This window comes from Vibrio sp. 10N.261.55.A10 (assembly GCF_041470825.1).
Lineage (GTDB): Bacteria > Pseudomonadota > Gammaproteobacteria > Enterobacterales > Vibrionaceae > Vibrio > Vibrio crassostreae_C.
Genome location: NZ_JBFRNC010000032.1, coordinates 123,268 through 137,566 on the forward strand (window position 1 = coordinate 123,268; position 14,299 = coordinate 137,566).

Genomic DNA, 14,299 nt, shown 5'->3' on the forward strand with positions numbered 1-14,299 from the left:
TTTGTTGTTTTTGTGCTTCTAAAAAATATCCGAAATATCTTCCCATTAAATACAAAAGCAGCAGGCACAAAAAAGCCACATTCAGTGGCTTTTTCTATTCAAGACGCTCTCTTTATAAAAACGCCCTGCTATTCAAGACTATAGGAATTATAGGTCTTGGATGTTCTCAGCTTCTAGCTCTTGGAAGTAACGTAGAGTCTTAACTTTTAGCTCTTGTTGAGCTGGCTCATCAGCAACGATGATAGCTTTACGGTGCATCTGTAGAGCTGTAACAGTCCACATGTGGTTTACAGAACCTTCGATAGCCATTTGAAGCGCTTGAGCTTTGTTGTGGCCTAGAGAAAGGATCATCACTTCTTCTGCATCTAGAAGAGTCGCAACACCGATAGTTAGTGCGTATTTAGGAACTTGGTTGATGTCGCCATCGAAGAAACGAGAGTTCGCGATACGAGTGTCTTCAGTCAACGTTTTGATACGAGTGCGTGAAGATAGAGAAGAACCTGGTTCGTTGAATGCGATGTGACCGTCGATGCCTACGCCGCCCATGAACAGGTTGATTTTGCCGTATGAACGGATTTTCTCTTCGTATGCTGCACAGTGAGCATCGATATCTTCAGCTTTGCCGTCTAGCAGGTTGATGTTTTCTGCTTGGATATCAACGTGGTTGAAGAAGTTCTCGTGCATGAATGTGCGGTAAGACTCTGGGTGGTTAGGGTCGATGCCAACGTACTCATCCATGTTGAATGTTACAACGTGCTTGAAGCTAACTTCGCCAGCTTTGTAAAGTTCAATTAGCTCAGCGTAAGTAGTTAGAGGTGTGCTACCAGTAGGAAGACCTAGTACAAATGGACGCTCAGCCGTTGGAGCGAACTTGTTGATTGAATCTGCGATATGACGAGCAGCCCATTTACCTACTTTAGCTTTGTTGCTTAATGGAATAAGTCTCATTGATTTTGCCCCTAGAAATAAAATTTTATAGTGTTCTGAAACATTAATTCGCATTATAAAATAAGTTATCCAGTTCCGCTATTGTTTTAGGTCAAGTTTTTGCTTTTTTCGTCGTAACTGTGACTGGAACTCTCAAAATTGCACAATTATTGTATGGATATTTGGTGGCGTTAAACAAGATTAATACGTTTGTCATATACAGCAATGTTGATCTAATTCAGCACCTGAAAGGGTTGGTGTGTTTCTATGCCTTGATACGATTATTGCAATAATGGCATCGCTCGAACCATTGACGAATTTTGGTGCATTAACGTGTTTCGAGTATAAACAAGCGTTGAGCGTATAGTTGAAACTAGAAAAATAATGATGGCAATGGAGCGCTATCGTGATAAAAGACAGGGGCAGGATGAAGAACGATGAATCTCAGTGGGATGAATACCCATAAGATTGAACGAGAGCTGTGTTTTAGTCACGCTATCGCTATGAATTGTATATAAATATTGGTAAAAATGGATAGGTTGGCTAAACTTACCAATTACAAAGAAGATGTGTGTTTGAAGGCAAAAAAAAGCCCAAAGTGATGAGGTATCACTTTGAGCGATTTTACTAATCTTCTAACACTAACTCACTTTCGTATTCTTCCCTAGATACGTCGCCGCGTTTGCAGCCGTTTAGGGTGTGAAAGCGACGGCGTCCACGAGCCAGTTGAATGTACTTCAACCAAACACGCTCTAACTTGGACTTTGCCTTATGAGGGTGAGACAACACTTTAATGAAGTGTTTTTCTTCTGCATTGATTGGTGCTAGTTCACCAGTTTCAAGTGCAAGCATAGTGTCACCAAACAAGGTTAGGATTTCCTCTTCTGAAAGAGTAAAATCACCCGACTTAGCGAACCCTCTCGGGAATTTAATGGTGTCATAAAAACGTTTTTTTCCGTGTCGGAATTCGGTCTCAGACATATCAGCCTCAGTAATGTGGTTAGATAGAAATTAGTGTTTATTGCTCACGCGAAAATATTGTTAAAAGGCTAAAATAGGAAACAAAATGTTTTTGCCTTTACGATAAACAATCCTAGATCGGCTAGTTAGCAGATTTATTACAGAGATGTATTTGATGGATGTGAAAGTATTTAGAACCTTTCTTGAGGTTGCAAGGGTGCGCCATTTTGGGCGTGCAGCTGAAAACTTGTATTTAACACAAGCGGCGGTGAGTGCGCGGATCAAACAGCTTGAAGGCTATTTTGATACTCAGCTCTTCATTCGTGACCGCAATAACATCAAACTCACATCTTCCGGTGAACGTTTGATTGGTTATGCCGAAGTGATGGTGTCCACCCTACAACAAGCCAAATTTGAGCTGTCGTTAGAGAGTGGTAAAGCCTTGCAGTTAACGCTGGGCGGTACGCCGAATATTTGGGATGCGTATCTGCAAAACTGTTTAAGTGTGGTAACCGACTCTTTTGGTGGTTACGGCTTTATGGCAGAGGTGATGGGGCGCGAGCAACTGAACCGTAATTTGTTAGAACGAACCTTAGATATGGCTTTCGCGTTCGATCAGATCAAAGCAGAAGAGCTGAACTGTAAAAAAGTCGCTGACTTGGTTTTGGTGTTGGTATCAACGCAGCAAGATGATCTGGAATCTGTATTTCAACATAAGTATGTTTATGTGGATTGGGGAACGCGCTTTGGTTCTGAACACGCAGAACGTCACCCTAAAGTGCCAGCACCGTACCTACGTACCTCTACAGCCCGTATCGCCCTCGATTTCATTTTAGAGAAAGGCGGCAGTGCGTATCTTCCGGTGTCTCTAGTCGAACCTTTTATCGATTCGGGTCAGCTGCACAAGGTGAAAGGGGTTGAAGACTGGTATCTCCCAATTTATCTGAGCTACCGTAAAAGCAGTACCTCGGTTGATGCGATCATGCAGGTTGAGAAGTTGGTTAATGAGATTGACCCATCGACGGCTTACACATTGCAGCAAGCCGCTGAACAAGCACCTGAGTAACGGCATTCGCGGTAAGCAGTGGCTTTGCTGATTAGATTCAATAAAAAATGGCTCCCAACTAATTGTATAGTTGGGAGCCATTTTTGTTTTAAACCAGAAATGTACTTCTTTTCGGAACTAGAGATCGTTTCTAATTCCATAAATATCGTTTAGGCCTGGTATGTGTAGCCTTTATTAAAAGCCCTATAGGTTCATTAGATTCTCAATAGACTCTTCAAGAGAGTGTGACATGTACGAATGGATTTGATTGCCATCCGTTGCGTCAATCTCGATCATAGAAATCCCGTTGTCCGCTTTGTCTTCAAGAAAGCTTAGAGACTGCTCGACTGATTGACTGGTGAGAACCTGTTGATTTGATAAAACAATACGACATGTGTGTAGAACCATAGCCTTTTCCTTTTTATATTCGATAGGTCTCTGCATCTTGGCGTGCTAAGTACCGATCGTTGACGTTGTGAGAAGAATGCCCTCTCTAGGTTAAATTTAGTCGAATTGAATAAAATTAAAACCCTTTTTTGTGATTTATCTGACCTTCGCTTCCGAAAGTGGCTAGCGACAATGGTGGTTCACGGTAAACTTTTAGGTATCGGATCAAACGCTATGGTAAGTGGGAAGAGTACGGCATGTCGAAAAAGATCAATCACAACAGCAGCTTAACCAGTGAGCAGTGCCATTTGGCTCGATATGCACGAGATGCTCGCTTTGATGGGATGTTTTTTACAGCGGTGAAAACGACAGGAATTTTTTGTCGCCCGATTTGCCCAGCCACACCACCCAAAGAAGAAAATGTCGAATATTTTTCCCATCAAGCTCAAGCATTGAAAGCGGGATATCGTCCTTGTTTACGTTGTCGACCAGACAGCGCACCTTTTTCGCCGGCTTGGAAGGGCGTCGAAACCACTTTCTTACGTGCGATGCAGTTGATTGATAATGGCGCTCTGAATTCAGGATCTATCGTCGACCTTGCAACGCGGTTAGGTATTTCAGATCGTTATTTACGAACCTTATTCGACAATTACATCGGCGTGTCACCCAAGCAATATAGTCTGTACAGTCAATTGATGTTTGCCAAGCAGTTGCTGCACACCAGTAGCATGAGCATTACTGATGTCGGCTTTGCTAGTGGCTTCAATAGTACGCGCCGTTTTAATGATGCCTTTCAAAAAGAGCTGCAGCTTTCGCCAAGCCAAATTAGGCGAGCGAAGCCAAGTGACACTCAGAGTAATCATATTCAGCTTGGTTTTCATGGACCCTTAGATTGGAACCACTTGTTGAGGTTTTATCGACGAAGAATGATTGAGGGCTTAGAAGGCGTTGGCGAAGATTATTATAAGCGCACGGTAAATGTGAACGGGTCAAAGGGTTGGTTCAAGGCGACTTTAGCCAAAGATAACCGCTTGGATATTGAATTCGAGTTGGATGATATAAGCCAATTAAGAAGCTTGATTGCGAATATCCGCCGTATGTTTGATCTTGATGTCGATATTGCCAAGGTTGAGACGTTCTTTACGACTATCGATCCTAACTTGGTGGCTAAGAGTGGTATCCGTATTCCTGGCGTGTGGAGTGCTTGGGAGGCAGGCGTGAGAGCGATTCTAGGACAGCAAGTTTCGGTAACCGCGGCGATTGGTCAGCTTAACTTATTGGTCAAAGAGCTTTCTGATGAACATGAGAAAGCCAGCTTCCCAACACCAAAACAGATAGCGGACGCTGATGTTAGCTTCTTGAGAATGCCGGGAAGCCGCAAAGAGACCCTAAAGCGTTTTGCCGAATACATGGTCGACAATGAAGCTGAGCATCCTTCCAAATGGATTGAGCTAAAAGGGATTGGGCCTTGGACTATTCAATATGCACTGCTTCGCGGGTTAAGCGAACCTAATCATCTGTTGGTTGGTGACTTGGTGGTGAAGAAGTTTATTGAGCATCGCCCCGCCATCAACACGGAGAGTGTTTCGCCTTGGGGTAGTTACGCCACGTTCCACTGTTGGAATCAGTCTTAATCGGAATACTAAGCTAGGAGATATCATGGACAACCGTTTTACTTACTATGAGAGCCCATTGGGAACCGTGACGTTACAGGCGAACGATGAAGGTTTGCTCGGCCTTTGGTTCGAGACACATACCACCAAGCCGGAACCGTTGGGTGTTCAAGATGATAGCTTTCCGATCTTTGCATTGGCTATCGAGCAGCTTAATCGCTATTTCTCGGGCGAAGCTATTCAGTTTTCTGTGCCGATTGCAGCCAAGGGCACGCCATTTCAGCAGTCGGTTTGGCAGGCGCTGACGACCATTCCTTATGGAGAGACTTGGAGCTATGCACAATTGGCCGATGCGATAGGCAATCCGAAAGCCGTTCGTGCTGTGGGTTTGGCGAATGGCAAAAATCCGGTTTCAGTGATTGTGCCGTGTCACCGTGTGATTGGTAAAAACGGCAAACTGACGGGTTATGCAGGTGGCGTAGAACGTAAACAGCACTTATTGGTGATAGAGGGAAGAGAGCAAGACTAGCAAGCGATTTAGCCATGAGCCTGTCGAGATGCTGGCTGAATATCTCGTACTACTTAATGGTGAAGGCGAGTGGTTCTTAAAATATGACTTTGCATTAAAATCAACGCTTTCTGGGAAATATCGATTTGGTTGCATATTCTTTGACTATGTTCTCTAGGCAAGGATGCCCAAATGAATAGATTCCCCTTACTAATATCTGGCTGCAGCTCTGCATTATTGCTGACAGGTTGTTTAACTGATACCAGCCGACCTTTCGAGGTTCCACAGCTTGCTCTGTTCAAAGGTATGTATGAGAACGCAGATAATGACAGTTATCTACTTTTTGAATCCGGGCAAGTGACTTATCAAACAACGGATAATTCCGTGACTCGAACCTATCGTGTTGATGATGACTTGATCACCATTGAATTCAATTCTGGAAGCAGCCGAACTGACTCTAGACTAGTGATGCGCATTCAACAGAAGGGCGAGATGCTAACTTGCAACCAATGTCCAGCGATACAATTGAGTAACGTCTGGACACTTGTAGATAAGCCTGTGAAAGACAGTTCGAACTAGAAAAGATCTCCGAATTAAAAAAGATCGCCATTAAGCCATAGGTGTGCAGCGATACTGACGGCATAGCCAATCATGATCACTGGCATCCATTTCAAGTGGCCAAAGAAGGTGTATTTGCCATGCGCCGCGCCCATTAACGCCACACCTGCCGCACTACCAATAGATAACAAGCTGCCGCCAACGCCTGCGGTTAAGGTGATCAGTAGCCAGTTACCCATCGACATTTGAGGTTCCATCGATAACACGGCAAACATCACCGGAATGTTATCGACAATCGCAGATAAGATCCCCACCATGATGTTGGCCCAAATTGGATCCCATTGGCTATACATCACGCCAGAGGCAAGCTCCAAGTATCCCAGTAGACTCAAGCCACCTACACACATTACCACGCCGTAGAAGAACAGCAGAGTGTCCCATTCGGCATGGGACACTCTTCGAAATACATCAAAGGGCACGACTGAACCGAGTCGCTTCAATGCCCCCCCATCATTGTTGGCAATCGCCACCGCTTTTTTCTTCGCCAGTGAATTTGGTAAGGTCTTACGCAAGAAATAACCAAAGAACTGTAGATACGCCAGCCCCATCATCATGCCCATTACTGGAGGGAAGTGGAGTACGGCATGGAAAGCAACCGCAGTGCCGATGGTCATGATGAACAACAACACGATGCGTCTTGCACCGCGTTTTAATTCAACGTGCTGATGCACCGTGTCGGGTTGGGTTGTGGGAACAAAGTAAGACATGATCATTGCAGGGACGAGGTAATTCATCACTGAAGGAATAAATAAGGGAATGAATTCACTGAAGCTCACATAACCAGCCTGCCACACCATCAACGTTGTGATGTCACCGAATGGGCTGAACGCGCCGCCAGCGTTAGCGGCTATCACGATATTCACACAGGCTAGGTTAACGAATTTAGGGTTAGATCCTGCGACTTTCAGAACCACGGCGCACATCAATAGAGCTGTGGTGAGGTTGTCGGCGATCGGTGAGATAAAGAAGGCCAGAATACCGGTTAGCCAGAACAGAGAGCGGAAATTAAAGCCTTTGCCCACCATCCACGCTTGCAGCGCATCAAACAGTCTTCTCTCTTCCATGGCGCTGATGTAGGTCATGGCGACGAGTAGGAAAAGTAACAGCTCAGCGTATTCCAGTAAGTTGTGTTCGAGTGCTTGCTTAGCGACTTCAACAAGGTTGTGTTCTTGGTAGATAAAACCAATGATTATCCAGATCAGTCCTGCTGCAAGTAACACTGGCTTAGATTTTCGGAGCTTTAGGTACTCTTCCATCATCACCACGATGTAGGCGACAACGAAAATGGTCAGGGATAGGTAGCCAGCGAATGAGTTGGTGAGCTTGAGTGGTTCTCCCAACTGAGAAGTGGCAGCACCTGCTACCGAAGAAAAGAGTAACAAAGAGAGAACAGCAGAAAGCTGGATACCTAACATGGATTACGCTCCGAAGTTAATAAGTTATTAACACGGGTAAAAGAGTAGACCTAAATAACCATGTGCAGTGTGATAGATATCTTAATAATTCAATAGATTATAATGAAAGGAATAGACTGTGATGTGAACGAAATACGGTCTTACATACTCAAAATTACTGTCTTCCACACTTAAGTTAAAGACCAAAGACCAAAGACTAAAGACCAAAGAAAAAGCCCTACCGGACTCAGTGCCGATAGAGCTTATTCGAAATTGCTAACATTATGCAGCATTGAGATCAAACGTCAGTGTTTGTTCTGCTGCACATACTTCAACAGGCCAGCCATAGGATTGGTATTCAAGCGCAAGTTTGTCCGCTACTACGCGAGATACTGTTGCAGTGATCCACATGCCTTTGCCCATTACTTGATATTTAAGCGTTCTCATTTCCATAGTCATTACCGTTCTCCTTCTATATTGGCTGCGCGAAGTCTATAGCACCTCTGAGGGCTGAAATTTCGAATTAAGCTCAAATTATTTATAAAATGGCTCACTGTTTGCGCTTGGCTCAAAACTCAATCAACTAAGGGAAAACGGTTGCGTTCTGGAAGCAAAATCACTTTTTAAGTCTCTGTATTATAATCGAATTAAAATTGACCAGAAAAACAATGTAAGAGATCTCTTACAGCATTATCAGAGATCGCACTAGGTAAAAACTTCTCACTAGAAGCCAGATTTGTGTGGCGATTGTGTGCGTTTTTGGTTGCGCTGTTGAAGCAAGATTTTTTAGTTTTGTATGTGAAATATTCTAATTTATTTAGCGTATGGTCCTGCTTTTAAATCCAAATCACAGTTTTATATGTTGCTGTGCTTCTTTTATTTAAACCGATACGCTATTTGATTTTGGTCATTAACCTTTCGCTCATTAGTTTGCACTATCTATACGTGTTCTGTTCCACATAAACGAGATGTATAGAGGTCCTTATGACTAATCCAACCAAAACCGATCGTAAAGTCACGATCGGCAGCTATATCGCACTCGCGTTCGCGATGGTGTTCTTTTCAGGCTTAATGCAGTCCAATGAATGGTATGGAGTGTTCGATTTTACAACGCTCAACGGTTCATTCGGTAAGGTCGCTTACGATGTGAGTGAAACGGCCGATGGTATTCAAGCGGCAACGACGTCACTGCGTGGTAAAGGCGGTAGTGGTGCTCGCGACGGTTTCATTTTTGCTTTGACACTTATTCCGACCGTGATGTTTGCACTGGGTATGATCAACGTACTTGAGCACTACGGTGCACTGGATGCGGCTCGTAAACTACTGACACCTCTGCTTCGCCCTCTGATGGGTATTCCGGGTAACTCAGGCTTGGCACTGATCGCTTCTTTGCAAAGTACCGATGCTGGCGCAGCGATGACACGTCAGCTGAAAGACGAAGGACATCTGACTAAGCGTGAAACCGATGTGTTCACCATGTTCCAGTTTACGGCGGGTGCGGCGATCGTTAACTTTTTCTCTTCAGGTGCGGTGCTGTTCACTCTAACCGCGATGGACGGCTCTTTAGCGGTGACATCGTCAATTGGTTTGGCTGTCGCTGTGATGTTTATCTTTAAGTTTGTCGGCGCGAATCTGTTCCGTATTTACCTCAACATTACTGAAGGCAAAGAAGACAAACCAAAATCAGACAAAGAACAAAAACTGGAAGAGGAAGAGGAAGTAGCATAATGAGCGAAGTTAAAGCAAAGAAACCAATGGTTACTGATATTTTCGTTGAAGGTGCTAAGAAAGGCTGGGTTATTGCGACTACCTCTACGGTACCGAATGTTCTGATGGCGTTTGTGATCATCAAGGCATTGCAGATAACGGGTGCGCTGGATTTGATGGGCAGTGTATTTGCTCCAATTATGGCGGTATTTGGTTTACCTGGCGAAGCGGCAGCGGTATTGATCGGTGCGTGGATGTCGATGGGTGGCGCGGTGGGCGTGGTTATCACGCTGTTTGACCAAGGTATTCTGAACGGCAACCATATAGCTATCTTGGCGCCAGCTATCTACTTGATGGGCTCTCAGGTGCAATACATGGGCCGTATTATGGGACCAATTGGTACTGAAGGTCGCTACATCCCGGTGATGATCGCGATTTCGGTATTGAATGCGTTTGGTGCAATGTTCTTGATGAACATTATTTTGTAACGTGACTTTGAACGGTTAGCTGCGAACAGCTTTCAGACGTTACAAAAAAGGAAACCCCGTTTGGCTTTCACCAAACGGGGTCTATTCTTTTCGTAGCCATCCTGCTACTGCGCGTTACTTATCTTTCAATAGGTAACTGGTGCTCCCTGCATCGTTCCTTGACGTGGCTAAATCCTTTAACCTATCCAATTCATCGCCGTCCTAGCGGTGTCCTTGCAAACTCATCATCCTGATAAGCGACTCTATCCTAGAGCATAACTTCCTTGCTGATAACTCATCCTAAGCCATCAAATCTTCATCCTGAAGATACCTAATCCGTTAGGCTTTTTCCTGTTCCTGCCAACTCACTGTCGACATGTGTATTAAACACTGCAGAGGCTTTGCTCACAATCCACCCTAAGAAATAAATGTACCCACTGATCGAAAGAAATATGCGTGGATTCATACAAAACAAGGGCTTGGGTTTGTATTTTAGGAATTTTCTGCGAAGCTTGATTGTGATCTCTTACGTTCGGTGTGAGAGATCTCTTACAAGTACTCGGGTGCGATTTTCATTTTATCTCGGCGGGTGTTGTCGAACAGATAACAAAGAACACTGAGTAAACACAAAATAATAGGGAAATATGATGGTTACAGCACTTTACGCAGCCTTGCTGACGATCGTAATGATTTGGTTAGCAATAGAGGTGATCAAGCAAAGGCGAATCAATCTTGTTGCTCATGCTGATGGCGGTGTCGAGTCGTTACAGATAGCACGTTCGGCACAAAGTAATGCTATGGATTACATCCCAATCACCGTTATTTTGATGGGATTGTTAGAGATGAATGGCGCCGGTGTGTGGCTGATTCATGTCATTGGTGTGGCGTTTATTCTGGGGCGTGTGATTCATGCGAAAGGGATCTTAGCGAAGAACTTCAAAGGTCGAAAAGTGGGTATGGTGTTAACGCTTATCTGCATGATCTCTTTGATTGTCCTAAACTTAGCTTACCTACCTTTTGATAAAATGTTCTAGGGAGCATTATGGCGTTGCGTCTTCCTCCTGCTTGGGCGATTGTCCTCGCAGGCTTGATACTCAACATCATGGCGATTGTCATGTCGAGCTTGGTGCTCGATAAAATTGAAGCTGAGAAAGCGGAGTACAACGATCGCAAATACGGCAATGTGTACTCAATACAGCTTGCTTGGAATACGATTGAAACCCTAGAGCGCAAGCGTGAAGCGATTTTGATTCACCTTGATAAACTAGAAACGGTGCAGCCGACCACGGTTCTCGACGAAGCACTGCGTGGGCAACTTAGGCGTTGGGTGAGTAGCGAAGTGCCAAGTATCTCTTTGGCTCACTTACCGAAACTGATGATGCTGATAAACAGTGCACAAGAAGCGCAACGAACTCGAATCGATGATTACTATTTGGATAACCTGACCTTGGTTGAGTTAATCCAAAGGCTTGATGAGAAAATGGCTTTCTATAAGAACATCGCCCTGTTTCTTCAAGTATTTGGCTTGGCGCTTATCTTAGCTCGCGACCTCGCTAGAAGACCTTAATCTTTAACCTTAATGCCTCCATTTACTTATCGACTTGTATCGTTAGCGAGACTCATTTGGCAGGTTAGGGTGCTGTTGGCCTTGGTACTTTGGTAACTGTTCTTTTAGCCCCTTAAACGTGCTCAGTGCACTGCCTATCGATAACTTGTTCATCAACCAATTTGGCAAGATGCCCCCTGCGTTCGCATACGCGGTGTAGGTGATGTAGGTATTGCCATTAGTCAGCGGTTGCAGTGTCCAAACTGCGTCCACATCGTAGATTCGAATGTACCCCGACTCTTTCGCCAAATAGTTCGACGCATCCTTTATCGACAAAACAAACTGCCCACCCTCGATGCTGTATTTTGAGTAGGTCACCATGTCTCGATCTCTGGCAGGCCACGGTGCTTTGAATTGGGTATAGACGATGTTTTCATCTTCAGATATCTGCATCAACACACGGCTTTGCGATACATTATCTATCCAGTTTGGCACGTTCTCACTGTCTTCCAATAACAGTAAAAAACCGGAGTAAGTGGTGGGCGTTTGCATCTGTGCTCGTATTTCGACCAAGCCTTCGCTGTGTGGCCTTTTATCAATCATGATGCCATCTTCACTTTTGACGAACTGCCATGGGTTGGCATAAGTCAGTGTCGATAGGGCGCAGAGGCCGAGTACCAAAATCTTAGGTAATGTCATTATTCTTCCATAAAAAGAAAAGCTTATCTGCTAGGAGTATAGAATAGAAATGGACTTAGTAGGTGTTGCCAATCGCTGTGGGTTGGCCTCTTTGGGGAAAATCCCAATGAAAACGGAAGCGTTCGGTCGCTTCCGTTTTATTCTTGGGCAATGGATAAGCGCTGTAGGCTAGAGCTTATAGGCTTCTACGGTTTTGATGGTTGTCCAGTTGCTGTTGGCGTCTTGGATGAACTCTTGTGTATTCTCCAGCCAGCGTTTCTGAACCGATTTGTCTAAGTTCAGATACAACTTTCCATCTTCCACCTTCCAAGCGAGAGGGTCGGTTTCAAACTTCTTACCCATGGCTACTCCAAACGCGCAGTAACCGCCATATTGAGGGGCATAGGCTTCTGGATTGGCTCGAAATTCATCTCTGTTTTCACTGCTCGCAAAGTTATAGATCGCATTCTTATAGGTCGCTGTGAACTCAGATGTGCCTTTTACTGGACCTTCATTGGCAAAGTAAGCGACAGGATCATAGCCTTTAATTGCGAGGTTATTGCTGTCGACACTCATATCAAGGTCTGCTGCCATTAACGAAAAGCTGGTGCCTAGTAACGCGGCCATTAGAGTGATTTTTTGACTGGTCGATTTCATGTGTGACATATCAAGTTCCTTGTCAGTGTTGGTTATCTTGTTTGAAATAATTTAGCCCACTCGTCCGGTCTATAGAGGGACAAAAGAACTAAAAACTAAGCGAATCGTTCGGAGGATGCATGGATCTGCTTTCACAACTAATGGAACACTTCTCGATACGCACTGGCGTTTTCTATTCTGGAAACCTGTGTGGAGTATCGTCATTTAACGCGCAACAAGGTAAAGAGGGCCACCTTCATGTATTGAGCGCGGGGGAGTTGAGCTTGTCTAGCGCTCACACGGAACACAGGCATTTGTCGCAGCCTTGCATTGTTTATTTGCCGAAATGGCGTCACTGGCCGCGATGTCTCGTACTCAGTTTATTGAAGCGTTCAAACGGGAAGTGGGTGAAACGCCGGGAGATTATGTGCAAAAGTGGCGAGTCTCTGTTGCTCAATCTCTGTTATTGCAAAATAAGCCGATCAATTGGGTCGCTGATGAAGTGGGTTACAATAGCTATTCAGGATTCTCACGTGCTTTTCAACATGTTGCCGGAGTGTCGCCGCGCCTTTGGCTAAAGCAAAATGCGTCGTGAAACGGCAGGCAATCCCCACCCGATTTATGGCTATTCGTATCTGGCTGGTCTATGTTTTAGCGGAAATTGTATGTAGTTTGTTCTTTTATCGGAAGAGGGTGTAAAAAGGTGGACTTTATAAGCTCGTTGTAACATCCTGCCCGTCCTATTTTATCTAGACACCAATGAGACGAAGTGCCTGCTGAACATTATTCAGCCTCCCGTATCTCATTAAAGTATTAAGGAGTTCAACTTGAACCTATTTGTAAGAGACCTTACCGTTATCGATTCTTCATACATCTGTGAACACAGAGGGGTCGTAGGAGATAGTTGGATTTTAGATGTCACCATGTCTGGTGAACTTAATGAAATGAGCATGGTGCTGGATTTTAGCAAGGTCAAAAAGCAGATCAAACAGCTTGTCGATGAGCATGTTGATCATCGTTTGCTGCTGCCAATGCAGAGCGCTGCAATTGTTCTTCAAGCGAGCAAAGCGGGCTACTCTAAGGTTGATGTGTTGCGTGGTGACAAGAGTCTTCATCTACATTGCCCTGATGAAGCATATTGCCTCATTGATGCAGAAGCGATCACCATCGAGAGTGTGACCGCACACGTTTACAATATTCTTCGCGATAACCTACCAAGTAACGTCACAGGGTTAGAGATCACCCTACGTCATGAGAACATTAATGGCGCGTTCTACCACTACACCCATGGTTTAAAAAAGCATGATGGCAACTGCCAACGCATCGCGCATGGTCACCGTTCTCCAGTAGAAATCGTGGTCGATGGTCAGCGTGACGGGCAACGTGAACAAGCATTTGCTCAGCGTTGGGAAGACATTTATTTAGGTTCTAAAGAAGACCAAGTTTCAGTTTCATCACTTAACCTGAGTGAAAACGCGAACAGTGTTAATGATGAAAGTCACTATGGCTTCCGCTACACCGCGCCACAAGGCGAATTTGAGCTAGCGATTGCTAAGAGTGAGACGGAAATTTTACCGACAGATACCACGGTGGAATTACTTGCTGGCTATATCGCGGATCAAGTTGAACCGAGCCTAGCAGAGAACCAATCACTACAAATCGTCGCTTATGAAGGTGTTGGCAAGGGCGCAATGGCGTTCCGATAACACTCCAGCGAGTGACACAGTCTCATTACTGACATGATGAAATAAAGGCAAGATAATCCGTTATCTTGCCTTTACTTTTTGTGACTCTTTAAAACTGATTTAGCTGA

At 44.6% G+C, this 14,299-nt stretch carries 17 protein-coding genes and 1 pseudogene; 11 read left to right on the plus strand and 7 right to left on the minus strand.

Annotated elements, in window-relative coordinates:
• Positions 1-147: 147 nt before the first annotated feature.
• Both nagB and AB4274_RS11305 read right to left on the minus strand, forming a co-directional pair.
• On the minus strand, positions 148-948 hold the full coding sequence (gene nagB / locus AB4274_RS11300; RefSeq protein ID WP_017057618.1) for a glucosamine-6-phosphate deaminase: 801 nt from the start codon (positions 946-948) through the stop codon (positions 148-150).
• Between the two features lie 606 nt (positions 949-1,554).
• Positions 1,555-1,908 (minus strand): DUF413 domain-containing protein, encoded by a 354-nt coding sequence (locus AB4274_RS11305; protein ID WP_017061517.1) that lies wholly within the window; start codon positions 1,906-1,908, stop codon positions 1,555-1,557.
• Positions 1,909-2,062: 154 nt separating this feature from the next.
• Here AB4274_RS11305 and AB4274_RS11310 point away from each other — a divergent pair, with 154 nt between their 5' ends.
• Complete coding sequence (locus tag AB4274_RS11310; RefSeq protein WP_017061518.1) at positions 2,063-2,953, plus strand: LysR family transcriptional regulator; 891 nt, start codon at positions 2,063-2,065, stop codon at positions 2,951-2,953.
• 183 nt (positions 2,954-3,136) lie between these two features.
• On the opposite strand, the gene AB4274_RS11315 is transcribed toward AB4274_RS11310, so the two are convergent.
• Positions 3,137-3,340, minus strand: coding sequence for a hypothetical protein (locus AB4274_RS11315; RefSeq protein WP_017061519.1), 204 nt, complete (start codon positions 3,338-3,340; stop codon positions 3,137-3,139).
• Between the two features lie 236 nt (positions 3,341-3,576).
• Here AB4274_RS11315 and AB4274_RS11320 point away from each other — a divergent pair, with 236 nt between their 5' ends.
• The 3 genes from AB4274_RS11320 (at position 3,577) to AB4274_RS11330 (ending at position 6,019) form a co-directional block, all read left to right on the plus strand.
• Positions 3,577-4,953 carry an AlkA N-terminal domain-containing protein gene (locus tag AB4274_RS11320; RefSeq protein WP_017061520.1) on the plus strand — a complete coding sequence of 459 codons (1,377 nt, stop codon included), beginning with the start codon at positions 3,577-3,579 and terminating at the stop codon, positions 4,951-4,953.
• A gap of 25 nt (positions 4,954-4,978) precedes the next feature.
• On the plus strand, positions 4,979-5,461 hold the full coding sequence (locus AB4274_RS11325) for a methylated-DNA--[protein]-cysteine S-methyltransferase (protein WP_017061521.1): 483 nt from the start codon (positions 4,979-4,981) through the stop codon (positions 5,459-5,461).
• A 171-nt stretch (positions 5,462-5,632) separates the two neighbouring features.
• Positions 5,633-6,019, plus strand: coding sequence for a hypothetical protein (locus AB4274_RS11330; protein WP_017061522.1), 387 nt, complete (start codon positions 5,633-5,635; stop codon positions 6,017-6,019).
• 14 nt (positions 6,020-6,033) lie between these two features.
• Here the strand turns inward: AB4274_RS11330 and nhaD are convergent, their stop codons facing one another.
• On the minus strand, positions 6,034-7,473 hold the full coding sequence (nhaD, locus tag AB4274_RS11335) for a sodium:proton antiporter NhaD (RefSeq protein ID WP_017061523.1): 1,440 nt from the start codon (positions 7,471-7,473) through the stop codon (positions 6,034-6,036).
• Positions 7,474-7,734: 261 nt separating this feature from the next.
• Positions 7,735-7,911: a hypothetical protein gene (locus tag AB4274_RS11340; RefSeq protein WP_017061524.1), complete on the minus strand. Its 177-nt coding sequence runs from the start codon at positions 7,909-7,911 to the stop codon at positions 7,735-7,737.
• Positions 7,912-8,436: 525 nt separating this feature from the next.
• Here AB4274_RS11340 and AB4274_RS11345 point away from each other — a divergent pair.
• From AB4274_RS11345 to AB4274_RS11360, 4 genes are all read left to right on the plus strand, one after another.
• Positions 8,437-9,180 carry a nucleoside recognition domain-containing protein gene (locus AB4274_RS11345; RefSeq protein ID WP_372112066.1) on the plus strand — a complete coding sequence of 248 codons (744 nt, stop codon included), beginning with the start codon at positions 8,437-8,439 and terminating at the stop codon, positions 9,178-9,180.
• Complete coding sequence (locus AB4274_RS11350) at positions 9,180-9,647, plus strand: YjiG family protein (protein ID WP_004737023.1); 468 nt, start codon at positions 9,180-9,182, stop codon at positions 9,645-9,647. Before AB4274_RS11345 ends, AB4274_RS11350 begins: the two co-directional genes overlap by 1 nt.
• Positions 9,648-10,273: 626 nt before the next feature.
• Complete coding sequence (locus tag AB4274_RS11355; protein ID WP_017061526.1) at positions 10,274-10,660, plus strand: MAPEG family protein; 387 nt, start codon at positions 10,274-10,276, stop codon at positions 10,658-10,660.
• Between the two features lie 8 nt (positions 10,661-10,668).
• Positions 10,669-11,193, plus strand: a complete 525-nt coding sequence (locus AB4274_RS11360) for a hypothetical protein (RefSeq protein WP_017067247.1) — start codon at positions 10,669-10,671, stop codon at positions 11,191-11,193.
• Between the two features lie 42 nt (positions 11,194-11,235).
• On the opposite strand, the gene AB4274_RS11365 is transcribed toward AB4274_RS11360, so the two are convergent.
• Positions 11,236-11,871, minus strand: a complete 636-nt coding sequence (locus tag AB4274_RS11365; RefSeq protein ID WP_372112068.1) for an START domain-containing protein — start codon at positions 11,869-11,871, stop codon at positions 11,236-11,238.
• A gap of 49 nt (positions 11,872-11,920) precedes the next feature.
• Between AB4274_RS11365 and AB4274_RS11370 the strand changes: the two genes are divergently transcribed.
• Positions 11,921-12,043 (plus strand): hypothetical protein, encoded by a 123-nt coding sequence (locus AB4274_RS11370; protein WP_372112070.1) that lies wholly within the window; start codon positions 11,921-11,923, stop codon positions 12,041-12,043.
• Here AB4274_RS11370 and AB4274_RS11375 read toward each other — a convergent pair.
• On the minus strand, positions 12,040-12,516 hold the full coding sequence (locus tag AB4274_RS11375; protein ID WP_017067245.1) for a YHS domain-containing (seleno)protein: 477 nt from the start codon (positions 12,514-12,516) through the stop codon (positions 12,040-12,042). The two genes, AB4274_RS11370 and AB4274_RS11375, sit on opposite strands and share 4 nt — an antisense overlap.
• Positions 12,517-12,626: 110 nt before the next feature.
• Here AB4274_RS11375 and AB4274_RS11380 point away from each other — a divergent pair.
• Both AB4274_RS11380 and AB4274_RS11385 read left to right on the plus strand, forming a co-directional pair.
• Positions 12,627-13,081: pseudogene (locus tag AB4274_RS11380) on the plus strand (helix-turn-helix domain-containing protein).
• Positions 13,082-13,313: 232 nt separating this feature from the next.
• Positions 13,314-14,192, plus strand: coding sequence for a 6-carboxytetrahydropterin synthase (locus AB4274_RS11385; protein ID WP_104216219.1), 879 nt, complete (start codon positions 13,314-13,316; stop codon positions 14,190-14,192).
• Positions 14,193-14,299 lie beyond the last annotated feature (107 nt).

Excerpts from the sequence above, each read along its gene's own strand:
- nagB (WP_017057618.1), bottom strand. The coding sequence starts at position 948 with ATGAGACTTATTCCATTAAGCAACAAAGCTAAAGTAGGTAAATGGGCT.
- AB4274_RS11305 (WP_017061517.1), bottom strand. The coding sequence starts at position 1,908 with ATGTCTGAGACCGAATTCCGACACGGAAAAAAACGTTTTTATGACACC.
- AB4274_RS11310 (WP_017061518.1), top strand. The coding sequence starts at position 2,063 with ATGGATGTGAAAGTATTTAGAACCTTTCTTGAGGTTGCAAGGGTGCGC.
- AB4274_RS11315 (WP_017061519.1), bottom strand. The coding sequence starts at position 3,340 with ATGGTTCTACACACATGTCGTATTGTTTTATCAAATCAACAGGTTCTC.
- AB4274_RS11320 (WP_017061520.1), top strand. The coding sequence starts at position 3,577 with ATGTCGAAAAAGATCAATCACAACAGCAGCTTAACCAGTGAGCAGTGC.
- AB4274_RS11325 (WP_017061521.1), top strand. The coding sequence starts at position 4,979 with ATGGACAACCGTTTTACTTACTATGAGAGCCCATTGGGAACCGTGACG.
- AB4274_RS11330 (WP_017061522.1), top strand. The coding sequence starts at position 5,633 with ATGAATAGATTCCCCTTACTAATATCTGGCTGCAGCTCTGCATTATTG.
- nhaD (WP_017061523.1), bottom strand. The coding sequence starts at position 7,473 with ATGTTAGGTATCCAGCTTTCTGCTGTTCTCTCTTTGTTACTCTTTTCT.
- AB4274_RS11340 (WP_017061524.1), bottom strand. The coding sequence starts at position 7,911 with ATGACTATGGAAATGAGAACGCTTAAATATCAAGTAATGGGCAAAGGC.
- AB4274_RS11345 (WP_372112066.1), top strand. The coding sequence starts at position 8,437 with ATGACTAATCCAACCAAAACCGATCGTAAAGTCACGATCGGCAGCTAT.
- AB4274_RS11350 (WP_004737023.1), top strand. The coding sequence starts at position 9,180 with ATGAGCGAAGTTAAAGCAAAGAAACCAATGGTTACTGATATTTTCGTT.
- AB4274_RS11355 (WP_017061526.1), top strand. The coding sequence starts at position 10,274 with ATGGTTACAGCACTTTACGCAGCCTTGCTGACGATCGTAATGATTTGG.
- AB4274_RS11360 (WP_017067247.1), top strand. The coding sequence starts at position 10,669 with ATGGCGTTGCGTCTTCCTCCTGCTTGGGCGATTGTCCTCGCAGGCTTG.
- AB4274_RS11365 (WP_372112068.1), bottom strand. The coding sequence starts at position 11,871 with ATGACATTACCTAAGATTTTGGTACTCGGCCTCTGCGCCCTATCGACA.
- AB4274_RS11370 (WP_372112070.1), top strand. The coding sequence starts at position 11,921 with ATGGACTTAGTAGGTGTTGCCAATCGCTGTGGGTTGGCCTCTTTGGGG.
- AB4274_RS11375 (WP_017067245.1), bottom strand. The coding sequence starts at position 12,516 with ATGTCACACATGAAATCGACCAGTCAAAAAATCACTCTAATGGCCGCG.